Genomic DNA, 23170 nt, shown 5'->3' with positions numbered 1-23170 from the left:
GGGTTGATTACAACGCCAGTGCAAGTTGGTTTCGATTGGTTTGCTGAATAGTTGCCATTATCCAATAAATTCCTGTTCTGATGTCTGACCTCTCTGCTATTTTCTCTGCACATGGTTTGCTGGCGCAAAGTGTGGCGGATTACCGTCCTCGTGCGCAACAACTGGAAATGGCACAAGCCATTAATAACGCCATGACCAGACGCAAGATCCTGATTGCCGAAGCAGGAACCGGCACCGGCAAAACGTTTGCTTACCTGGTACCGGCACTGTTATCCGGCGGCAAAACCATTTTATCTACCGGCACCAAAACGCTGCAGGAGCAGCTTTTTTACCGTGACATCCCCGCGATGCGCGCAGCGTTAAAAATCCCGGCATCACTTGCGTTACTAAAAGGCCGGGCAAATTATATCTGCCATTATCATCTCGAACACACGCTGACATCTGATCAGGTTTTTTTCTCCAGCCGTCAGGACGCATACTACCTGACGCAGATTGAACGTTATGCTGCCAACAGCAGCCATGGCGATAAAAGTGGTTTGGATAATGTACCGGAGCACGCATCGATCTGGCAACACGTCACTTCCACTCGTGAGAATTGCCTAGGATCGGATTGTCCACATTTCAAGCAATGCTTCGTCATGGAAGCACGCAAGCGTGCTCTGTCCGCAGATCTCATCGTTGTTAACCATCATCTGTTTTTTGCGGACATCATGCTCAAGGATGAAGGTTTATCTGATTTGTTGCCCGTCTGCGATACGGTCATATTCGATGAGGCGCATCAATTACCTGAAATCGCCAGTCTGTTTTTTGGTGAATCGGTCAGTACCGGCCAATTGTTGGCACTGGCTCGAGATACGATCATAGAAGCGACCTTGTCTGCCCAGGACTTCAAACCTCTACCGGATGCGGCCGGTGAAATGGAAAAGACTGCGCTTGATCTTCACTTGACCATAGGTAAGAAAAATACGCGACTATCGTCTGCTCTGGCAAAACAACACCCAGGGTTCAGCTCGGCTCTGGATAAACTTAAAGTCACCCTGTTGCAACTGAACACGTTACTGGAAACCCAAGCAGCCCGATCAAAAGGACTGGAAGGCTGCTGGCAGCGCGCGCTGACGCTGACCGGAAAAATCGAACATTGGCAGAAACAGGAGAGTAATCAGGATTACGTCGGCTGGGTGGAATCCTATAGTCAAAGTTTGCAATTGAATACCACGCCGATATCCATCGCGGAAACGTTCGGCAAGCAGCTTGAAAGCGCAAACCGTGCCTGGATTTTTACCTCGGCCACCTTGTCGGTTAAAGGTAATTTCTCCCACTACCAACAGGTCATGGGATTAAACGAAGCTGAAACTATGACCTGGGAAAGTCCATTTGATTTCCAAAATCAGGCTCTACTGTATGTACCTACCCGACTACCCGACCCAAATGATACCAGCTATACTCAAAGCGTGATTACAGCTGCCTTGCCAGTCATCGAAGCCAGCCAGGGGCGAACCTTCTTTTTATGCACCAGCCTGCGCGCCATGCAGCAGGTTTACGAGCTGCTGCAGACGGCGTTCACGGACAAGCAACTCGATCTGCCTCTGCTGCTACAAGGGCAGGAGACCCGGTCAGCGATGCTGGAGCGCTTTCGTCAACTGGGTAACGCAGTTCTGATTGGCAGTCAGTCATTCTGGGAAGGGGTTGATGTTCGCGGGCGCGCGCTGTCTCTGGTCATTATCGATCGACTCCCATTTGCTTCACCGGATGATCCGGTATTGTCCGCGCGTATCGATCAATACAAGAAAACAGGGCGGAATGCCTTCATGGAATATCAGCTACCTCACGCAATCATTAGTCTGAAGCAGGGCGCCGGCCGCTTGATTCGCGATGAAACTGACCAAGGCGTATTGATGATCTGCGATCCACGTATGATATCCAAACCCTACGGAAAGCGAATCTGGCAAAGCCTTCCACCAATGAAACGGACACGCGATCTGCAAACGGTTGCTGATTTCATTAAAACGACTTTTGTTGTAGACTGACCAGAAATTTTCTCGAATGTATCACATTTACACGCCGAGCAGTTACAGCAACCTGATGACATGGTTGGTCGGCACAGTATTGAAGGTAATACGATTATAACCAGTCGTCAGAATCGAAATCCATCAAAGGCAACTATCACGTCCTATGCAAATACCGGGCAGTTACTCCTCGGCGTCTTTTACTACTGTGGCCGAATAGCCAGCGCAGTAAATGTTTCATTACATGACAGACGTAACCATGTGACAAGCAGTATTCGCACAATTAATACAATTCCACTCGAAAATAATATCTCCTACGTGACAAATATATATCCGTATCTTGACATCCTTATCAATCAACGGGAAAATGAGCCTGTTTCAGATTTAAAGTGGCGAATTAGCTCAGTGGTTAGAGCAGCGGAATCATAATCCGTTGGTCCGGGGTTCAAATCCCTGATTCGCCACCATCCCTGTCCGTGAATGCTCCCTCAAACTATTACAGCATGCAAGTTTCTTTCGCACGAAAAGCGGAATCTGTTTTGTCATATCGGTTGATTTACAATTTTAAACTGCTTGCGCTATGCTCTTCTTCGCGATACTTGTTTAAAACCATGAAACGGGGAATGATGCATACTGATCTCTTAATTTTATCGGTATAATAACTGCGTATCACTGCAGGAATTTACTCTTTCAGAAAAAGGAGCGGGATTTGATGCCCTCACCAATACGTGTTGCCATTACTGGTGCAGCAGGACAAATAGGCTATAGTCTGCTGTTTCGGATTGCTGCTGGCGACATGCTCGGGAGCGATCAGACTATCAGTCTTCGACTGCTCGATATTCCTGCGTCCACCAGCGTATTGAATGGGGTCCTAATGGAGCTTCAAGATTGCGCATTTCCGCTCCTAGCCGATGTCAGCATAACACATGATCCTGTAGTCGCGTTTGATCAGGTTGATCTTGCCATACTCGTTGGAGCACGTCCTCGCAGCAAAGGAATGGAGCGAAAAGATTTATTAACGGCCAACGGTGAGATTTTCAGCACGCAAGGTAAAATCCTGAATCAGGTCGCCAAGCGGGATGCAAAAATTCTGGTAGTAGGCAATCCCGCTAATACCAACGCCTACATTGCCATGAAAAATGCACCTGATTTACCCGCCGAAAATTTTTCCGCCATGCTACGCTTGGACCATAATCGAGCGCTTTCTCAACTGGCAATGAAATTAGGTCGGCCTGTTGCACAAATCAGGAAAATGGTGGTCTGGGGCAATCACTCTTCAACTCAGCTTCCTGATTTGTATCACGCTGAAATAAATAAAAATCATGTAATGCAATTGATCGATGATCCAGCTTGGATCGAAGGGTTTTTTGTTCCAACTGTTCAGCAGCGCGGAGCAAAAGTGATTGAAGCACGCGGCCTTTCAAGTGCGGCTAGTGCTGCCAACGCCGCCATTAACCATATGCGTGATTGGATATTTGGAACCAGGCAGGATGACTGGGTCACCATGGGCGTCCCGTCAGATGGCAGTTACGGTATTCCAGAAGGGGTTATTTATGGTTTTCCGGTAACCTGTGCAGGTGGGAAATACAGTATTGTAAAAGAGCTGGATATACACCCAGCCTATCGTGACAAATTATACTCCGGCTATCAGGAGCTACTTGAAGAGCAGCAAGTAATCAATCACTTGTTACCGCAGTAGTTTTATTGGCTAGATCATTTTTCAGAAATACCAACACCTCCTGTACGTGACCTTCAACTTTAACGCCCCGCCAAGTATTAAGTAATTGGCCTTTACTATCCAGTATGAAGGTGCTTCGCTCTATTCCTCGCACTTGTTTACCGTACATATTTTTCATTTTTATTACCGAAAACTGCTGACAGACAGTTTCGTCAGGATCGCTTAATAATTTAAATGGCAAATCGTATTTTTGCTTGAAATTGATATGCGATTTCAAGCTATCACGTGATATACCGACAACTTCGCAGTCAAGCTGACGAAAATCAGTATAGCTATCGCGAAATTGCTGGCATTCATTTGTACATCCGGGTGTATCATCTTTTGGATAGAAAAAGAGAACCAGATATTTGTTTTTATTTGTCTCGGATAATAGCCTGAATGGTTTCTCTCCGGTAGAAACCGCTTCAAAATCTGAAATAAATTCTATAGCCATGAGTATTCGCTAAAAGATTAAGGAACCTGCTGATCTATCGTTACAGCCACATCCGTGTCGCCCACTTTAACTGGCTGACTGTATCCTTCCAAATCTCCACTGGCAGGTACAGCCTGCCCCGTTTTACTGATACGCGCCCCAATCACCACTTCCGGAAAGCTCGATAGCTTCATTGCTGGAGTCATGGCCATACCGTCATCAAGTGTAAATACTACCGGAAGATCCTTGACCTGCGCTCTCAGGATTGCCAATGGCATCTTCGGCCCCACACTTGCTCTGGCGAAGACAAACAACGTATCCGTAGCAGAAACCTTGCCCGCCAATGCAGGGTTCAAAGTCACTATACCCGATATACTGGGGACACCAGAAGCTGCTGGCTGTTTAGTAGAGGCATTGTCAGGAACAGGAGCAGCAGCGATATCAGTTCCTACACTGTCATTTTTGGCCAACTGAACAGGCGCGGACTGCTCCTCATCTTCATCAGCCATGGATTTTGCCTGGACAATGCTTTCTGAAATAGATTTGGCCAATTCCGATTCAACTGGAATAAGCACCAGCAAACGTTCCCAGAAGGCAGCCGCAGCACCATACTGCTTTTTCTCGAACTCAACTGTACCGGCAAGTGCCAATGCCTTTGGATAATCCGGATTAATTTTCAGCGCCTTATCAATCAGTTGCGCAGGTTTTCCAATCAAGCTTCCTTCATTCGTCATCGCCAGAACATCAGCATAATCACTTAAAAATTGCGGGCTTTCTGGCTGCATTTCGACTAGTTTTGAATAAGCGCTACTCGCTTCATCAAAACGCCCCATAATGGCGTAGCTACGTGCCAACATCAGCCAGCCTTCGACATCCTCCGGGTTGTCTTGCAGGCGTGCGATGAGATTCTCCATGACGGATTTCATTTGAGCATGACCATCCGGTATTTCCTCGGTGTCATTTGAATGAAACTGGGTAGCACTGGCCAGTTGGGATTGCGACAGCAATCCGCGCGCATCACCAATCACCGTATATAGATAGACCGCCAGCAGCGGAACTGCCAGAAGAGTGATAACGGCAGCAGTTATCCCATGGCGTTTTACAGCAAATGTTTTAACGAAAGGGTGTTCGGTTGATAAATCCTGCAACATACGTTTTTGCAATTCCTCCTTGCTCGCTTCATACTGCTCGCGCGACAGAATATCATTACGTAAATCCTCAGCCAGCTCGGCCATCTGATCTCGATATATATTGACATTTGCAGTTTCTCGCTCTGCATTCTCTTTACCAGGAGCATAATTTCTCAGCAAAGCAGGAATGACAAACAATAATGCTATTACAATAAATATTCCGGCTACCACCCAAAATGCGGTCATACTGATTAATCCTTATCTGCGGCTTTCATGAGCGATTCTATTTGCTTGCGCTGATGCTCGGTTAATGAAGATTCCTCTAACTGCGTGCGGCGATGTCTCAGATAGAAAGTCAGCGTGGCAACGCCGCCCAAGAAAAAGACGAGTGGACCGAACCATAGCAACCAAGTAGTCGGTTTCAAGGGCGGGTCATAAAGTACAAAATCACCATAGCGCGCCACTAAAAAGTCGATGATTTCGTCATCACTTTTATTTGCCTGCATTTGCTCACGGATTTCACGCCGCAAATCATTGGCAAAATCCGCGCGTGAACCGGCGAGTGATTCATTTTGACATACCAGACAACGTAGATTTTCCGCGAGATTAAGCATGCGTTTTTCAAGAGCTGGGTCTTCCGCCACCAACGGAGCCTCATTAGCCAGACACGTCCAGGAAAAAGTCGCCAGCACCATGGCAAGTACACATAACCTGCCAATTATAACTAACTGAAGCCTTGCTAGATTATTCGTCATTAACTAACCTTTCAGTTCATTGATCAAGGGCAGAATCTTATCTTCCAGTGACTTAACAGTTACCGGACCAATATGTTTATATCTGATAATGCCTTCTTTATCGATTACATAGGTTTCTGGCACACCATAAACGCCATAATTAATACCTACACGCCCGTCAGTATCAGCAATGCTGATCACATAAGGGTCACCAAACTGCTTGAGCCATTGCAGTGCCGTATCACGCTGATCTTTGTAGTTGAGACCAAAAATTGGCACGATTCCCAAGCGGGATAATTCAACCAATAACGGATGCTCATCACGACAAGCTACACACCATGAAGCCCAGACATTAAGCATCCATACCTTGCCAATATTATCTTTGGAGGAAAACACTTTCTCATTATCGTGTAGCTGTTGAAGCTGGAAAACAGGTGCGGGTTTGTCAACAAGCGGCGATGGCACTTGACGTGGATTCAACGTCAGCCCGATCCCCAGGAAAACAACGACCACGATAAAAATGGCTAGGGGCATTAAAAATCGTGTCATGACTTGCTGCCATCCGGCAAGGAGATTGAATTAACAGCTGTTTGCGTCGGCAAATCAGCCAGTTCAGACTCAGCAGAATCAGTAATTGATTGGTTAACAGATTTCTTTTTAATTGCCAGGCGATACCGGCGATCTGTCGCTGCCAATATGCCGCCCAATGCCATAAATATACAACCGAGCCAGATCCAGAGCACAAATGGCTTGTGGTAAACACGAACAATCCAGGCACCGTTTTCCAGCGGCTCTCCCAGCGCAACATATAAATCACGCGTCAAACCGGTATCAATCGCGGCCTCAGTCATGGGCATACCGGAAGCGTTATAGGTTCTTTTCTCAGGATGAAGCAGGCCAATTTTCTGGTCATTTTGTGTTACCAGAACTTCACCCTGCATCGCGCTGTAGTTTGGTCCAGGGATTGGTTTGGCGCCATTAAACTGAAAGGTATAGTCTTTGAGGGACACAGTACTGCCAACATCCATGCGCACATCTTTTTCTATTTCATAACCATTGACCAGGGTCACGCCGACAACAAATACCGCCACCCCAAAATGCGCACAGTGCATTCCGTAATAGCTTCTCGATTGCCTTGATAGGCTGGCAAAAATTCCACCTTCTCCACTGCTGCTCACCCGGTGTTTAATCCCTACCACCACACTGGTCATGATCCAGAAGGCCATCAGCAAACCAAAACTGACCAATGGTTTCCACTCACCCATGACAAATGGCACAACAAGAGCGGTAACCACGCTCACTACGAATGCCCATCGCATACGCACCATCAAATCGGGCAAGCTGGCTTTTTTCCAGCGAGCGATTGGACCCAAGCCAATCAGGAATAACGCCGGCGTCATCAAAGGCACAAATACCGCCTCAAAATAGGGAGGGCCAACAGAAATTTTTCCAAGATCCAATGCATCGATGATCAGTGGATAAAGTGTTCCTAAAATGATACTCCCGGCAGCGACGAGCAATAACACGTTGTTGGCGAGCAACATGGTTTCGCGTGAAACCAGTTCAAAATTACCACCCAACCCGACTTTTGGTGCGCGCCAGGCAAACAATGCCAAAGAAAAACCAACCACTACCACCAGGTAAACTAGTATGAAGATACCCCGCGCAGGATCAGTAGCAAATGCATGCACAGAAGTCAGCACACCGGAACGTACCAGAAATGTCCCAAGCAAGCTAAGCGAAAAAGCAGAAATGGCAAGCAAAACAGTCCAACTTTTAAAGCTGCCACGCTTTTCCGTTACAGCCAAGGAATGGACTAATGCTGTCCCAACCAACCAAGGCATAAAAGAAGCATTTTCTACAGGATCCCAGAACCACCAGCCACCCCAACCAAGCTCGTAATAGGCCCACCAGCTTCCAATCATGATACCAATGGTTAAAAATACCCACGCAACGGTTGTCCAGGGGCGCGACCAACGCGCCCAGGCGGCATCCAATTGCCCACTTAATAAAGCCGCGACTGCAAATGCAAATGCAACCGAAAAACCAACATATCCCATATACAACATCGGAGGGTGAAGCACCATGCCAGGATCCTGCAGCAATGGATTCAGATCGCTACCATCGATAGCAGCTGGCAGCAATCGGTCAAAAGGGTTAGATGTAAACAACAAGAACAGGATAAAACCTGTACTCACCAGACCCAGAACACCCAGCACGCGCGCCACCATGTCGTCCGGTAATTTTTGGCTAAACACACTGACAGCAACCGACCAACCGGCTAACATGGTTACCCACAGTAATAGTGACCCCTCATGCGAGCCCCATGTTGCCGCAATTCGGAAATGGAGTGGTAATTGAGAGTTAGAGTTAGAGGCAACATTGAGAACCGAAAAATCATTTGTGGCAAAGGAATAGGCAAGACATCCAAAGGCAATCATAATAAACACAAACTGACCCTGCACAGCTGGCCTGGCCAACGCTATCCATGACGGCATCCCCCGGGTCGCACCAATAATTGGTAACGTTCCCTGAATCAGCGCCAACAGCATGGCAAGTATGAGTGCAAAATTACCAAGTTCTGGAATCATAGTTACGTCATCCCTTATTAAAAAATCCGCTATAGAAATCAATCATATTGTTTTAAAGTAGATTGCTGTGCTTTTGCCGCTTGCTCCAGGGCACTGGCTGCCTCTGGTGGCATATAATTTTCATCATGTTTCGCCAATACTTCGTCCGCATAAAAAATACCATTCTCAGCAATCTTGCCTTGCGCGACCACACCTTTACCTTCTTTGAACAAATCAGGAAGAATACCTTGATACGCTACTTTAATGACTTGCGACGTATCGGTAATGGCAAAATTGATCGTGGTACCGTCACTTTCTCGCTGGACCGAACCTTCCTCCACCAACCCACCAATCCGGAAACTTGTACCTATTGGCGCTTCATTAGCTGCAACCTGTGTAGGTGTAAAGAAAAACACCAAGTTACTTTGAAATACATTCAACACCAGCAAAACAGCGACCGACAATGCACCCACACTTGCTGTAATAAGCGCGATCTTTTTATGACGTGGCTTCATTTTACCCCTCAAATAGATGACTTCTCATTCAGACCAAGCTCTTTATGCAAAGTTCTAAAGCGTTTTTTTACCAGAAATATCTCGCCGACCACACACAACAAGGCAACGCCATATGAACCCCACACATAAAGCCCGTAACCTCCCATCGAAATAAATGCCGACAAACTCTCCCATTTCATGATCGTGTAACTCCTTCTTTCAGTTCTGATACCCATGCGGTGCGGCTTTCTCGTTCAAGTATGATTGATCTCGTTCGAATCAGTATCATTGCGATTGAATACATCCAGGCAGCCAAAGCCATGATCAGCATTCCGGTCAACATGGCAGTTGCCATCTTGGGCGACTGCACCAAGCTGACTGATGCCCCTTGATGCAGAGTATTCCACCATTGCACCGAAAAATAGATGATCGGGATATTTACAACGCCAACCAACGCAATTATGGCACCTGCTTTATCTGCACGCCTTGGATCATCGATTGCTGCCTGCAACGACATAAATCCAATATACAAAAAAAGCAGAATCAACTCTGACGTCAAGCGTGCGTCCCACACCCACCAAGCTCCCCACATCGGTTTGCCCCACCACGCGCCTGTCCAAAGTGCTAGAAATGTAAACATGGCACCTGTGGGTGCAATCGCACTTGCCACCATGGAAGAAAGCCGCGTATTGAATGCCAGACCAATTCCCGCCCAGAAAGCCATGATCAAATATAAAAACATCGACATCCAGGCAGCTGGCACATGAATAAAAATAATACGATAGGCTTCACTTTGTTGAAAATCTGTTGGTGCAACAAAGAAACTGATGTACAAACCGACAAGCAATAAGAGCACGGCAACGACTGTAAAAAAAGGGATCATCCGTCCCGCAAGAAAATAAAAAGTTGCGGGTGATGCATATTTGAACCAGTTGATTGCCATATTCTTTAATGGATTTACGAAAAAGTCAGTTTAAAAAGGATAATTCTGCTGGTTGACCATTGAAAGGCCGCCCTGGTTTCATCCCATCGAAATTCTGAGTGAAGCTGCCGTCGCCCAGGGCGAACATACGACTGAAACCAGTAAAAACGCACCTAGCAAAGAAAAATGTGCTTCAAATCCCAGCCCAGCCGCGCTCGCCTCAACAGCCCCAGCGCCAAAAATGAGTACGGGAACATAAAGCGGCAGAACCAGCAACGACACCAACACACCTCCGCCACGGAGACCAAGCGTCAATGCCGCACCGATCGCACCAATTAGACTTAAAACAGGCGTTCCCATCAAAAGTGAGAGCGTCAGCACCATCAATGATTCTGCTGGCAGATCATATTGAATACCCAACACCGGCGCAATCAAAACCAGCGGCACCCCAGTTATCAGCCAATGGGCGATTGCCTTACCCATGACCAGCGCAGACAACGAAACTGGTGATAACAACATTTGCTCAAGCGTACCATCTGTATAGTCACCGGAAAACATACGCCCCAGTGCCAGCATGGAAGCTAGCAGAGCAGCCACCCATACAATGCCGGGGGCCATTATCCTTAGTGTATTCATTTCGGGACCCACGCCCAACGGAAACAAACTGACAACAATAATAAAAAAAAAGAGGGTAGTCAGCACATCTGCACGACGGCGCATTGCTAACAACAGATCTCGCTTGATGATCCAAAGAATCATTTTTTCCTCAAGATAAAACCAGATGCTGCGAAGTCACAGCAGAGATTTCCATCTCCTGATGGGTAGTCATAACGACCAGACCACCTTTGGATAAATTATGTTCCAGCAACTGCCTGATCATATCGACTGCAGTTACGTCAAGTGCAGTTAACGGCTCATCTAGAATCCACACCTTTGTATGTGTCACCAACAAACGTGCCAAGGCCACTCTTCGACGTTGGCCTTGTGATAACACCTTGGCAGGCAGCATTTCCCTACCCACCAATCCAATCCGTCCCAGCGCTTCCTTTGCCTGTCCTTCATCAATCTCGTTTCCAGCCAGCGCGCAGGAAATCCGTAAATTTTCAATAGCGGTCAGATCATCTTTGATGCCGCCCAAATGCCCCAGATACGTCATAACCCGATAATAATCTTCACCAAGGTCACGTATCTCCGCTCCATTCCATAAAATCTCGCCTTCATCCGGTGTCGATATTCCGCAGAGCAACCGTAGTAGACTCGTTTTTCCACTACCGTTAGACCCGCTCACCAGCAATAACTCGCCTTCATTAATCGAAAAGCTAAGATTTTCAAACAGCTTGTGATTTCCCCTGGAAAATCCAAGATTATTAGCAGTCAGCATCCGAATTCAGCAATTGGTCGGCAAATGTCAAAGCGAGTAATTATAGCGCATTCGCTTCAGTTTTCTTCTCTTGCTTGCTATTAATCAGCAAGAGGAAATTTGCTTAAATTTTATTACACCTGTGCCAATAATACTTTCTTTGGGACAAAGATATTATTTTCCTGCCACGCACCCAATCCCAAAAAATGATTATTTTCATCGTACACTCTCAACATGCCGCCTTGTGGTCGCTGATTTGCGGCCGTTGATTTTTGAATGGATTGCCCTTGCCGAAATTGTGATACCTCCTGACTGTCGAGCATGATGCATGGCATGTCCTGTAACAGGCCGTCCACCGGGAGTAAAAACCGGACACGAGAAATTTGTGATTCCTGTTCAAGCTGTTCCAGTGTACAAGCCTGGGCAAGCCCAAAAGGTCCTATGCCAATACGGTTCAATGCGGTTAAATAAGCGCTTTTGTAGCCAATTTTGCTGGCAATATCCTCGGCGAGCGTCCGTATAAACGTGCCGGAGCCACAACGAACTGTAATTGTCATTTCTTTCTCGTTCCAGGCATTAAGGGAAATATCGTGAATAAAAATTTCGCGGGGCTGGCGTGCAATAGTAATACCCTCGCGCGCATAACGATACAGCGCCTTGCCATCTTTTTTCAATGCGCTATACATCGGCGGTATTTGGCTGGATCGTCCAAGAAAGGTGTGCACCATATCCGCAACTTGCTGAATGTCCAGCTTGGCCGATATTATATATGGATCGACAAGCTGCTCGACAACCCCCTCGGCATCTCCGGTATTGCTGACATACCCCAGCTTCATTGTCGCTACATAGGTCTTGTCCGCCTGTAGCAAGGCAGAGGAAAACCTGGTCGCCTGCCCAAGACAAATTGGGAGCAATCCCTGTGCCATGGGATCGAGTGTACCGGTATGGCCTGCCTTTGTTGCAGCCAACAATCGCTTGCTTATCTGCAGGGCACGGTTGGATGTAATGCCAGTAGGCTTGTTCAGCAGTAAAACACCGCTGACTGGTGCAGTTTTACTCAGACTCGCACCTTGACAAGGGCAAGAAAAAAGAATGCATGACAGGAGCTTTAACAGGCGACTGGTTAATCAAATTTTACCAACCGCCTCATCGATCAATTTCGATAAACGCACCCCTCTTTCAATGGATTCGTCATATACAAAATGCAACTGCGGGATCACTCTAAGCTTAATTCTTCCCGCCAGTTGGCTACGCAAAAAACCACTCGCATGCTCCAGACCCTCCCTGGCAAGCTGCGCACTCTCCACTTCGTTCAACACACTAAAAAAAACCTTGGCATGTGAATAATCACGAGTAACTTCAACCCCGGTTAGCGTGACCAGCCGTAAACGCGGATCCCCCATTTCGTTCTGAATCAGGGTGGCCAGTTCTCGCTGAATTTGATCAGCAACCCGTAAAACCCGTGACAAGTCTTTAGCCATACCTACCTAAAAAATTTAACAACGACCAAGCACCAGGAAAATTTGACTGAGGAACACTTATAGTAATACTCGCTCTGTTTCAAAAATCTCATAGACCTCGATCTGATCCCCCACTTGAATATCGTTGTATTTTTTAAGGGAAAGACCACATTCAAACCCAGCTTTGACTTCTTTAACATCTTCTTTGAAACGTTTTAGGGAATCAAGGCTATCCGTTTGAATAACAACTCCGTCACGCAATACTCTTATCAGCGCATCGCGCTTTACCAAACCCTCCAGCACGTAACAGCCAGCTACTACACCAATCTTGGGTATTCGGTATATTTCACGAATTTCAACCATTCCAATGGTTTTTTCTTTGCGTTCAGGCAACATCATGCCCGAAAGTGCTTTTTTGATCTCATCAACAGCTTCATAGATGATGTTGTAATAGCGAACATCGACACCTGTTGACTCGATGAGCTTGCGCGCACCCAGATCGGCACGGCAATTAAATCCAATAACGACTGCCTTGGACGCCAGTGCTAAATTAATATCGGATTCGATAATCGCCCCAACGCCACTATGCACAATATTGATTTTTACTTCATCTGTTTCTATTTTTTTCAACGCATACTCCAGCGCTTCGCTGGAACCTTGCACATCCGACTTGATAATTAAATTCAAGATCGTCATACCCTCTCTCTGGCCGAATACATCCTCCATTTTGGCTACCTGAAGTTTATCCAGCCTGACATCGCGGAATTTCCCCTGGCGAAAAAGCGCAATCTCTCTTGCTTTACGCTCATCATCCAATACGATAAAAACCTCTCCAGCAGCCGCAACATCCGATAATCCCTGTATCTCTACAGGAATAGACGTGCCTGCTTCCTTGGCCGGTTTACCCAGTTCATCCTGCATCGCGCGAATCCTGCCAAACACCGCCCCAGTCAATATTACATCACCACGTTTCAATATCCCCGATTGTACTAGCACAGTTGCAACGGGACCCCGACCTTTATCCAGCCGTGACTCGATCACGATACCTTTTGCCAGCCCGGTTTTAACAGCTTTCAGCTCCAGCAATTCGGCCTGCAATAAGATTGCTTCCAGCAAATCATCGATTCCCTGACCAGTCTTAGCGGAAACCGGCACAAACATGGCATCTCCACCCCATTCTTCGGGCACGACACCATGATTGACAAGCTCCTGCTTAATATGCTCAAAATTTGCCTCCGGCTTATCCATTTTATTAACCGCCACGATAACAGGCGTTTGTGCAGCCTTCGCATGATGAATCGCCTCAATCGTCTGGGGCATCACGCCATCATCCGCCGCCACCACCAATACCACCAGATCGGTTACCTTCGCGCCACGTGCGCGCATAGCTGTAAACGCTTCATGCCCCGGCGTATCGAGAAAAGTAATCATCCCATGAGATGTCTCCACGTGATAAGCACCAATATGTTGCGTGATTCCCCCTGCCTCCCCTCCGGCTACCCGAGTCATCCGAATGTAATCGAGCAATGAAGTTTTGCCATGATCTACGTGACCCATCACGGTCACAATAGGCGCACGGGGTTCTGGATTGGCTTGCGTATCTGATGAAACGGCTTCTTCCAGAAAAGACTCCGGACTATCTTGCGCAGCAATCTTGGCAAGATGCCCCATCTCTTCAACCACAATCATGGCGGTTTCCTGATCGAGCATTTGATTAATAGTGACCATCGTGCCCATTTTCATTAACACTTTGATTACCTCGGCCGCCTTAACCGCCATTTTTTGTGCAAGGGCAGCCACTGATATGGTTTCGGGAACCATCACTTCATATACGACCCGCTCCGTCGGTACCAAGAAAGCATGTTGCGTCTGAGTATCATGCGATTTATTTTTGCCTCCACCATGCCTATCTCTGCGAACGCGCCAGCCCTGCCCACCTGACACATCTCCACGAACCTTGGCTTCACGACGTCTACCGGGTTCTTCTTTCTGCAGGCCAGTCTGTTTTTTCTTCTTGTCCGCTTTTTCCTCTGGTTTGACCGTTGGCTTGTGAATAGTACGCTCAAGCGTTGCTGGCTTGGCCTCAGTAGCAGCAGGTATTTCTGCCGCCACTGTTGCTGCTGGAGGAGTTACTATTTCAGATGCAGCAGCCGTAGTTGTCGTTTCTGTCTGCGCAGATTCCACAATTTGCTCGCCCGCTTTGCCAGCCGCCTGTTGTTTTCTCTTATCTAGTTTCGCCTGCTTTTCTTTTAATTCTGCAGACTGCCGCGCAATCAATTCCGCTTGCTTTCTGGCCTCTTCTTCACGTAACGCCTGCTGCGCAGAATCTATAATCGGTTTTGTTGCCGCTGACTCTACAGGCTCAGCTACTACTTCCGTTGCCAACGGAACCGATTCTGGTGTCTCAGCAGAAATATCGGCACTTTTGGTCAGCAGCCGTCGTTTACGCACCTTGACTTCAATTGTCCGCGCTTTCCCCGCGCCATCGGATTGTCTAATCTCCGTGGTATGTTTACGAGCGAGGGTAATTTTTCCCTTAGGCGTACCGGTTCCATGCGCTTTACGCAGGTGTTCGAGAAGCCGCGTTTTATCTGCCTCGGTTACCGTATCCGTCGCTAATTTTTTGTGCACACCTGCAGCCTGAAACTGCTCAAGCAGCAACTCCGGCAGAATTCCCAGGTCTTGCGCAAATTGCTTTACCGTCATTTGAGTCATCAGCAACCTTTTATTTACCTCAAGCTTACTTTACAGGCCAACGCCAAGATCCTTAGCGATGACCACAATCATTCTATTAGCTTCGCCTGTACTAATAATTTATATCAAAAAAATATTAAAAATATTAAAAATATTTTTATCTGCATTATATAAACCAATGTTCCCGTGCCTTGATAATAATGGCGCTTGCTCGCTCAAAATCCACACCAGTCAATTCAACCAGATCATCTGCCGCCAGATCAGCCAACGCATCTCGGGAATTGATCCCTTTGCCCATCAGCTGTTGGGCGAGCTCCATATCTACTCCTTCAAGATCGAGCAGTTCTTCAGCGGCATGCTCAATTTTTTCTTCCGAGGCAATCGCATCAGTTAGCAGCACATTGCGCGCCCGATTACGTAATTCTTCAACCGTTTCCCGGTCAAATTCCTCAATTTCCAGCATTTCTTCGAGTGGAATATACGCCACCTCTTCCAAGGTTGAGAAGCCCACATCGACTAAAATACGGGCAACCTCCTCATCAACATCTAGCTTTTCCATAAAAAGCCGACAATTAACAGTAGCCTCCTCTTCACTTTTTTCCTGAGACTCTTCCACTGTCATGATATTCAGATGCCAGCCAGTCAATTCTGATGCCAAGCGCACGTTTTGTCCTCCCCTACCGATGGACTGCGCCAAATTATCCTCATCTACCGCAATATCCATGCTATGGCTATCCTCATCCAGCGTAATGCCGCTTACTACAGCGGGCGCCAGCGCATTGACGACAAACGTGGCAATATCATCTGACCACTGAATAATATCCACGCGCTCACCAGCCAGTTCATTGGTCACCGCCTTCACCCTTGAGCCAACCATACCAACACAGGTGCCGATCGGATCAACACGCGGATCATTGGATTTGACCGCAATTTTTGCCCTGAAACCCGGATCCCTCGCCGCCCCCTTAATTTCGAGCACGCCTTCTTCAATTTCCGGAACCTCCTGCTCAAACAATTTAACCAGAAATTGCGGTGAGGTGCGGGACAAAACCAGCTGCGGGCCACGTGCCGATCTATCAACCTTCAATATATAAGCGCGCACACGATCTCCCATGCGCAGATTTTCATGCGGGATCATTTGGTCCCGCGGCAGAACTGCTTCGATTTTTCCAAATTCGATGATGGCATTACCCCGTTCAAGGCGCTTGATTACACCAGAAATAATCTGCTCACCACGCTCCAGAAAATCGCTCAGATTTTGTTCACGCTCCGCATCACGTATTTTTTGAAAAATAACTTGCTTCGCGGCCTGCGCACCAATCCGATCAAATGGGATGGATTCCATGGACTCCTGAATATAATCACCTTCCAACAGGTTTTTCTCACGCAACAATGCTTCGCTCAGTGCAATTTGCCGCGCAGGATTCTCAATCGAGTCATCGGGCACAACCAGCCATCTGCGAAAACTTTGAAAATTCCCGGTACCCTGATCGATTTTGATCACAATATCGAGATCATCCTGAAAATGTTTCTTGGCAGCAGAAGCCAGAGCCATTTCAAGCGCAGCAAAAACAATCGCCTTGCTGACATTCTTTTCATGTGCCAATGCATCAACCAATAACAAAATCTCGCGGCTCATATCCCTCCGGCCATATTTTTAACTGATAAGATTACTCTTGAACAAACCACTCATCCAAATTTTGGAACCAATCGTGCTCTATCCACATTACTTAGCTGAATTTGTCGCAACTCGCCATCTATTTCCAATGTCAAAATATCATTTTGCATTGTATGCAATTTCCCTACAAAATTCTTTTGCCCGTCACAGGGGATCCGCAGCCTGACTCGAATCATCTCACCTTGATAACGAAGGAAATCTTCCTTCTTTTTCAACGGCCTGTCCAAACCTGGCGAAGAAACCTCCAGTCTACTATACGCAACATTTTCAACCACCAGCAGTTGCGCCAGATGATTACTGATAGCGACACAATCTTCCAGGGTAATGCCGCCATCTTGCTTATCTACGAACACACGTAACAATTTGCCAGGCGACGGCTGTTCCACCTCTACCAGCTCGTAACCCATCCCCGCCAAAGTTGGCTCGAGCAACTCAAATAACAACATAACTCCGCCACAAATAAAAAATGGGCTCGACAAGCCCACCTGCATAACCGCCAACATTATAACAAGAATCAGTCGATTAACGACAAGCTTATGCGGGCAACTTCACGGTCAATAGAACAGATAATGTTAGAATCTACCGCTGTAGCATTAAAATAGGAAGACTTCAACAACATGATCGGGATATTGATCGTTACACATCAACCACTGGGCAGCAGTTTTCTTGATTGCATCGAACATATTCTTGGCAAGCTACCCCCCTTATTGATCAACTACACAATCACACCACAAGCCGATCCGGACAAGGAAATCGCGAACTTACAGACAATACTGCCCACACTTGACCAAGGCAGCGGGGTACTGATATTGACCGATCTCTATGGCGCCACTCCCGCCAACATCGCGAGCAAGCTACTTCAAGATGGCAAGGTAGAATGTCTGACCGGCCTCAACTTACCCATGCTGTTAAGAGCGGCCCAGTATCAGAACCAACCGCTCATGGAAATGATAGACAAGGTACTTTCCGGCGGCCAGACGGGGATATTCCGCGTGCCTGCACCCCCAAAATCACATGCAAACTAGCACACTCACGATACGCAACAAATTGGGATTACATGCGCGCGCCTCCGCCAAACTGACACGCCTCGCGGAGCAGTTTGATTGTGAGATCTGGCTATCACGAGGGGCGCGCAAGGTCAACGCTAAAAGCATCATGGGTGTGATGATGCTGGCGGCAAGTCAGGGCACGACGATTGAACTGGAAACCAGCGGCAAGGATGAAATTGCTGCAATGGGGGCACTCAGTGCCCTAGTGAACAATTACTTCGGAGAAGCGGAATGAGTTTTATTCTCCATGGTGTCGGTGTATCTACCGGTATTGCAATCGGACAGGCGCATCTTGCCACAACCGCGACACTCAATGTTCCCCGCTATTTAATCCCCGTCAACCAGATCGATGCAGAGCTGACTCGACTAAAGAAGGCTTTTGCCTCGGTAAGACAGGAGCTGAAAAACTTGCAAGTTCATGCTGTACAAGGACTGGCACTGGCCGAGTTCAATGCTTTTCTGGAACTTCACCAAATGATCCTGGATGACCCGACTCTGGCCCAAGCCGCAATGGAGAGTATCGCCAAAGTACATTGCAACGCAGAGTGGGCAATTTCGCAGCAGATGGACGTGCTAATCGCGCAATTCGAAGAAATAGAAGATGCCTACCTGCGCGAGCGCAAAACTGATGTGGCGCAGGTGGTCGAGCGTGTATTAAAGGTCTTGCTCGGTCATCCCGGCTATACGCCACCCGCTTCAAAACATAATGGCGCCAGCATCCTGGTAGCACATGACCTGAGTCCGGCTGATGTCATGCAATATAAGCAGCACCAGTTCTCAGCATTTGTAACGGATATGGGCGGCTCTACCTCGCATACCGCCATTGTCGCGCATAGCCTCAATATTCCCTCGGTTGTGGCAATGCAGCAGGCTAAACGTTTAATTTATGAAGATGACTACTTGATTGTGGACGGTAGCCAGGGAATTGTTATCGTCAATCCTGATGCACAGATTCTTGCAGAATACCGCCTGAAACAAAATGAGTTGACGCTGGAAAAACGGAAACTGCTACGTATCCGCTCACTTAATGCGACCACGCTTGACGGCACTCAAGTTGAGTTGCTTGCCAATATCGAATTACCGCAGGAAATCGAACAAGCCAGGGAAAATGGTGCAATGGGCGTAGGACTGTTCCGCAGTGAGTTTTTATATCTCAACCGGGGTGATTTGCCGGATGAGGATGAGCAATATGCTGCTTATTCTGCTGTGGTGAAAGGGATGCGCGGCCTGCCGGTCACCATTCGCACCTTTGATCTGGGAGCTGACAAAAGCCTGAACAATAATCACCGCACCTCCACCAATCCGGCACTGGGTTTACGTGCCATTCGCATGAGTCTTGCTGAGCCTGCAATGTTTCTGACACAACTGCGCGCCATACTACGCGCCTCCAAGCATGGCTGTGCCCGCATCTTAATTCCCATGCTTTCCAGCGACCATGAAATCAATCAGACACTTCAAATGGTCAAGTTGGCCAAACAAAGCTTGCTCGATGAGAAAAAACCGTTTGATCAAAACATTCAGATAGGCTGCATGATTGAAATACCGGCAGCAGCCTTGTGTCTTGAGCAATTCATGCAAAAACTGGATTTCATCTCGATTGGCACTAACGACCTGATTCAATATACACTCGCAATCGACCGCGTCGATGAAACGGTTGCACATCTGTTTGATCCATTACATCCTGCGGTTCTGTGGCTGCTGGCGCGCACGATCCGGTTGGCCAGCAAAGCTGACGTCCCGGTTTCTGTCTGTGGAGAAATGGCCGGCGACTCACGCTATACACGCTTGCTGCTCGGCATGGGTTTACAGCGGTTCTCCATGTATCCGGCGCAACTGTTGACGGTCAAACGTGAAATACTCGGCAGCCATTTGCCCAACATCATGCCATTGACACAAAAGATTCTCAGAGCGGCTGAGTCAGACAAGATTCACGGCCTGCTGCAAAAACTCAACAGTTGAACTCAAGCATAAACTGGTATTTAATGCCAGCTGTAAGTCTGTCGTACTTAAGCGAGCAAAGCGGGAAAATATGAACTGCGATTATCCCATTGACGCAGTAGATTAGCCTTAAGGCTGACAGACCTCCGGCCCTGTAACTTTCACAATCAAGTGCTACCAATAATATCTTCATGAGCGATTCGCAATCAATCGGCATCGTCGTACCAGAACAAATGCAGTTTCAGACACCGCTAGCATTGAAAAGTGGTGCGGTACTCGACAGCTACACCCTCACTTACGAAACCTACGGCAGGCTGAACGCCGCCAAATCCAATGCAGTGTTGATTTGTCATGCGTTATCCGGCAACCACCATGTTGCCGGCGTCTATGCGGATGATCCCAGAAATGCCGGCTGGTGGAACAACATGGTTGGCCCGAGCAAGGCTATCGATACCGAGAAATATTTTGTGATTGGCATCAATAATTTAGGAGGTTGTCACGGTTCAACCGGACCAATCAGCATTAACCCCATGACTGGCAAGCCTTTTGGCGCGGATTTTCCGCTCGTCACCACCGATGACTGGGCAGAAACCTACATACACTTTGCGGACAAGTTGGGTATTGATCGCTTTGCTGCCGTAGTTGGTGGCAGCCTTGGTGGCATGTCAGCCATGCAGCTGACGCTAAATGCACCCGAACGAGTACGTCATGCCGTTGTAATTGCCGCAGCCGCCAAACTGACCGCCCAGAATATCGCCTTCAACGATGTCGCCCGGCAAGCCATATTGACTGATCCTGATTTTCATGGCGGCGATTACTACTCGCACCACACCCTGCCTAAAAGAGGATTGCGTCTGGCGCGCATGCTCGGCCACATCACCTATTTATCGGATGACTCCATGGCGAGCAAATTCGGGCGCGAACTCCGTAATGGCTCACTCTCATTCAATTACGATATCGAATTTGAAATTGAATCGTATCTGCGCTACCAAGGCGATAAATTTGCTAATCGCTTTGATGCCAATACTTATCTGTTGATGACCAAGGCGCTCGATTACTTTGATCCGGCAGCACAATACGATGGCAATTTGTCGCAGGCATTTAGCCACACCAAGGCAAATTTTCTGGTGATCTCATTCAGCTCTGACTGGCGCTTTCCACCCGAACGGTCACGCAGCATCGTCAAGGCCTTGCTCGACAACAAACGTCACGTCAGCTATGCAGAAATTCCCTCAAGCCATGGACATGATTCCTTCCTAATGCAGGATGCATATTATCACCAGCTGATGCGCGCCTACATGAACAATATTATGGTCTAACCTATGAATACTTCCATTGACAGCACTACTCATCAAACCAGTGATTCAAGGCAAACGTTGATAACCCGACCGGATTTTGCCGCTATTGCCGCATGGATTACACCACAGTCAAGCGTACTCGACCTCGGCTGCGGCGATGGCACGTTATTACGCTATCTACAAACCAATCTGAACGTGTATGGCTATGGCGTGGAAATTGATGCTCAGAATGTGCTGGCCTGCTTTGAAAATGGCGTCAATGTCATTCAAAGCGATCTTGAATCCGGTCTATCCGGTTTTGAATCTGGCTCATTTGACTACGTCATTCTGTCCCAAACATTGCAAGCGATGAAAAACACCGAAAAAATCATCCTTGAAATGCTGCGGGTTGGCAAAGAAGGTATCGTCTCTTTCCCCAACTTTGGCTATTGGCGAAACCGGGTGCAGGTATTGTCCGGACACATGCCAGTCACACCGGGGCTACCCTATCAATGGTATAACACCCCCAACATTCATTTGTGCACCTTGCACGATTTTGAAGCACTTTGCAGTCAGCACCACATCAATATTCTTGAGCGACGCGTAATGAATAGCAACAAGAAGATCAGATTGCTGCCTAGTCTTTGGGGAACGCTTGCTTTTTATCGGTTCAGCCGGAAAGATGGCAGTGAATAGCATTAATTTTGCATGGTGTTATGACGGCAGACATGCAGAAAACATAGATGAGGTAAAAGGTAAAATAGCAGGGCGAAATGGATAAAAAGCCGTGATCTATCCCCTGTTTTGTTGGCCACTAGGAGCCCATCGTCATGATCTCTGAGCAGACCATCCAATACCTCACGAGCTTTCTTGGTGGCGGATTCGTGGCCGCTGTCTTCAACTGGGTTAAATCATCCAAAGATGCCTGCAAACAGCGCGAGATCAACGGTCTAAAGGAACGATTGCAGTCGCTCTACGGCCCGTTGTCATTCTTCACTCAACAGAATGAAAGGCTCTGTTGCAAAAAATAGCGTTGGCTAGAGTAAATCTCTGATATTTTTGATTATGCGGTGTAAATATCGAATTGTCTTTCAATAAGACGGATTTCTCCTATGAGACCTTGCCCATATTTCCATGCATCCATCTGTCCTTTCTTGAACATGTGCATGAGTTCAAACCCCTTGATCGTTGCATAGGCGGTCTTCATGGATTTGAACCCGCGTACGGGATTTATCAGCTGTTTGAGTTTTCCATGATCAGCCTCGACAATATTGTTCAAGTACTTTACCTGCCGGTGTACCGTATCCTCAGGGCATTTCCCTTCTTCCTTCAACTCATCAATGGCAGGACCGAAAGTCGGCGCTTTATCTGTATTAATTGTCTGCGGATGTGCCCATGGTTTTATGGATTTGAGCGCTTTGCCTAGAAACCGTTTGGCGGCTTTCTTATTACGGGTAGGTGAAAGATAGAAATCAATCGTGTCACCGTGCTTATCAATAGCTCGGTACAAATATGTCCATTTCCCTTTAACCTTCACATAGGTTTCATCTACCCGCCAGCTGTAGCCCATCGTCGGCTTGTAGTACCACCGCATGCGTTTTTCCATTTCGGGTGCATAATGTTGAACCCAACGATAAAGCGTTGTGTGATCGACTTCAAATCCACGCTCCAACATCATTTCTTCCAATTCACGATAGCTAATTCCGTA

24 protein-coding genes and 1 tRNA gene are annotated in these 23170 nt (G+C 47.5%); 9 read left to right on the top strand and 16 right to left on the bottom strand.

Features of this window, described 5'->3' with window-relative positions:
- The first annotated feature begins 80 nt into the window (after window positions 1-80).
- The 3 genes from yoaA to NSMM_RS01995 all read left to right on the top strand — a co-directional run bounded on the left by yoaA (window position 81) and on the right by NSMM_RS01995 (window position 3705).
- On the top strand, window positions 81-2027 hold the full coding sequence (yoaA, locus tag NSMM_RS02005) for a DNA repair helicase YoaA (protein WP_090284122.1): 1947 nt from the start codon (window positions 81-83) through the stop codon (window positions 2025-2027).
- Between the two features lie 370 nt (window positions 2028-2397).
- Window positions 2398-2473: transfer RNA gene (locus NSMM_RS02000), tRNA-Met, on the top strand.
- Window positions 2474-2718: 245 nt separating this feature from the next.
- Window positions 2719-3705 carry a malate dehydrogenase gene (locus NSMM_RS01995; protein ID WP_090284120.1) on the top strand — a complete coding sequence of 329 codons (987 nt, stop codon included), beginning with the start codon at window positions 2719-2721 and terminating at the stop codon, window positions 3703-3705.
- Here NSMM_RS01995 and NSMM_RS01990 read toward each other — a convergent pair.
- The 15 genes from NSMM_RS01990 to rimP form a co-directional block, all read right to left on the bottom strand.
- Entirely contained in the window at window positions 3683-4177 is a 495-nt protein-coding gene (locus tag NSMM_RS01990) for a peroxiredoxin (RefSeq protein ID WP_090284118.1), read from the bottom strand. The two genes, NSMM_RS01995 and NSMM_RS01990, sit on opposite strands and share 23 nt — an antisense overlap.
- Window positions 4178-4194: 17 nt before the next feature.
- On the bottom strand, window positions 4195-5532 hold the full coding sequence (gene ccmI / locus NSMM_RS01985) for a c-type cytochrome biogenesis protein CcmI (RefSeq protein ID WP_090284108.1): 1338 nt from the start codon (window positions 5530-5532) through the stop codon (window positions 4195-4197).
- Window positions 5533-5537: 5 nt separating this feature from the next.
- Entirely contained in the window at window positions 5538-6041 is a 504-nt protein-coding gene (locus tag NSMM_RS01980) for a cytochrome c-type biogenesis protein (protein WP_425412346.1), read from the bottom strand.
- Window positions 6042-6044: 3 nt separating this feature from the next.
- Window positions 6045-6569: a DsbE family thiol:disulfide interchange protein gene (locus NSMM_RS01975; RefSeq protein WP_090284100.1), complete on the bottom strand. Its 525-nt coding sequence runs from the start codon at window positions 6567-6569 to the stop codon at window positions 6045-6047.
- A complete protein-coding gene (locus NSMM_RS01970) occupies window positions 6566-8611 on the bottom strand; it encodes a heme lyase CcmF/NrfE family subunit (protein ID WP_090284097.1) in 2046 nt (681 codons plus the stop codon). The genes NSMM_RS01975 and NSMM_RS01970 overlap by 4 nt, the downstream gene beginning before the upstream one ends.
- Window positions 8612-8649: 38 nt before the next feature.
- Window positions 8650-9105, bottom strand: coding sequence for a cytochrome c maturation protein CcmE (ccmE, locus tag NSMM_RS01965; protein WP_090284096.1), 456 nt, complete (start codon window positions 9103-9105; stop codon window positions 8650-8652).
- 8 nt (window positions 9106-9113) lie between these two features.
- Window positions 9114-9284 (bottom strand): heme exporter protein CcmD, encoded by a 171-nt coding sequence (ccmD, locus tag NSMM_RS01960; RefSeq protein ID WP_090284094.1) that lies wholly within the window; start codon window positions 9282-9284, stop codon window positions 9114-9116.
- Complete coding sequence (ccmC, locus tag NSMM_RS01955; protein WP_090284092.1) at window positions 9281-10027, bottom strand: heme ABC transporter permease CcmC; 747 nt, start codon at window positions 10025-10027, stop codon at window positions 9281-9283. Before ccmC ends, ccmD begins: the two co-directional genes overlap by 4 nt.
- A 78-nt stretch (window positions 10028-10105) precedes the next feature.
- The gene (ccmB, locus tag NSMM_RS01950) at window positions 10106-10765 is read right to left on the bottom strand and encodes a heme exporter protein CcmB (RefSeq protein ID WP_090284090.1); all 660 of its coding nucleotides are present in this window, start codon (window positions 10763-10765) and stop codon (window positions 10106-10108) included.
- Between the two features lie 7 nt (window positions 10766-10772).
- Entirely contained in the window at window positions 10773-11387 is a 615-nt protein-coding gene (ccmA, locus tag NSMM_RS01945) for a cytochrome c biogenesis heme-transporting ATPase CcmA (protein ID WP_090284088.1), read from the bottom strand.
- Window positions 11388-11500: 113 nt separating this feature from the next.
- Window positions 11501-12394, bottom strand: coding sequence for a tRNA pseudouridine(55) synthase TruB (gene truB, locus NSMM_RS01940; protein WP_218120969.1), 894 nt, complete (start codon window positions 12392-12394; stop codon window positions 11501-11503).
- A 99-nt stretch (window positions 12395-12493) separates the two neighbouring features.
- The gene (gene rbfA, locus NSMM_RS01935; RefSeq protein ID WP_090284084.1) at window positions 12494-12847 is read right to left on the bottom strand and encodes a 30S ribosome-binding factor RbfA; all 354 of its coding nucleotides are present in this window, start codon (window positions 12845-12847) and stop codon (window positions 12494-12496) included.
- 57 nt (window positions 12848-12904) lie between these two features.
- A complete protein-coding gene (infB, locus tag NSMM_RS01930; protein WP_090284082.1) occupies window positions 12905-15541 on the bottom strand; it encodes a translation initiation factor IF-2 in 2637 nt (878 codons plus the stop codon).
- A gap of 145 nt (window positions 15542-15686) precedes the next feature.
- Window positions 15687-17159 carry a transcription termination factor NusA gene (gene nusA / locus NSMM_RS01925; protein ID WP_090284080.1) on the bottom strand — a complete coding sequence of 491 codons (1473 nt, stop codon included), beginning with the start codon at window positions 17157-17159 and terminating at the stop codon, window positions 15687-15689.
- A gap of 50 nt (window positions 17160-17209) precedes the next feature.
- Window positions 17210-17644, bottom strand: a complete 435-nt coding sequence (gene rimP / locus NSMM_RS01920) for a ribosome maturation factor RimP (protein ID WP_090284077.1) — start codon at window positions 17642-17644, stop codon at window positions 17210-17212.
- Between the two features lie 171 nt (window positions 17645-17815).
- On the opposite strand from rimP, the gene NSMM_RS01915 reads away from it, so the two are divergent.
- The 6 genes from NSMM_RS01915 (at window position 17816) to NSMM_RS01885 (ending at window position 22493) form a co-directional block, all read left to right on the top strand.
- Window positions 17816-18223 carry a PTS sugar transporter subunit IIA gene (locus NSMM_RS01915; RefSeq protein WP_090284075.1) on the top strand — a complete coding sequence of 136 codons (408 nt, stop codon included), beginning with the start codon at window positions 17816-17818 and terminating at the stop codon, window positions 18221-18223.
- The gene (locus tag NSMM_RS01910) at window positions 18213-18482 is read left to right on the top strand and encodes an HPr family phosphocarrier protein (RefSeq protein WP_090284073.1); all 270 of its coding nucleotides are present in this window, start codon (window positions 18213-18215) and stop codon (window positions 18480-18482) included. Before NSMM_RS01915 ends, NSMM_RS01910 begins: the two co-directional genes overlap by 11 nt.
- Window positions 18479-20206: a phosphoenolpyruvate--protein phosphotransferase gene (ptsP, locus tag NSMM_RS01905; RefSeq protein WP_090284071.1), complete on the top strand. Its 1728-nt coding sequence runs from the start codon at window positions 18479-18481 to the stop codon at window positions 20204-20206. Before NSMM_RS01910 ends, ptsP begins: the two co-directional genes overlap by 4 nt.
- Before the next feature lie 170 nt (window positions 20207-20376).
- Window positions 20377-21504 (top strand): homoserine O-succinyltransferase MetX, encoded by a 1128-nt coding sequence (gene metX, locus NSMM_RS01895; RefSeq protein ID WP_090284068.1) that lies wholly within the window; start codon window positions 20377-20379, stop codon window positions 21502-21504.
- A 3-nt stretch (window positions 21505-21507) separates the two neighbouring features.
- Window positions 21508-22158, top strand: coding sequence for a methionine biosynthesis protein MetW (metW, locus tag NSMM_RS01890; RefSeq protein ID WP_090284066.1), 651 nt, complete (start codon window positions 21508-21510; stop codon window positions 22156-22158).
- A 134-nt stretch (window positions 22159-22292) separates the two neighbouring features.
- Window positions 22293-22493, top strand: coding sequence for a hypothetical protein (locus NSMM_RS01885; protein ID WP_090284064.1), 201 nt, complete (start codon window positions 22293-22295; stop codon window positions 22491-22493).
- A 32-nt stretch (window positions 22494-22525) separates the two neighbouring features.
- Here the strand turns inward: NSMM_RS01885 and NSMM_RS01880 are convergent.
- Window positions 22526-23170 (bottom strand): IS6 family transposase (locus NSMM_RS01880; protein ID WP_090284061.1); only part of this gene is annotated, 645 nt, incomplete at its 5' end.

This window comes from Nitrosomonas mobilis (genome assembly GCF_900103035.1).
In the GTDB taxonomy this organism is placed as follows: domain Bacteria; phylum Pseudomonadota; class Gammaproteobacteria; order Burkholderiales; family Nitrosomonadaceae; genus Nitrosomonas; species Nitrosomonas mobilis.
This window is presented reverse-complemented; position numbering and strand designations above follow the sequence as displayed.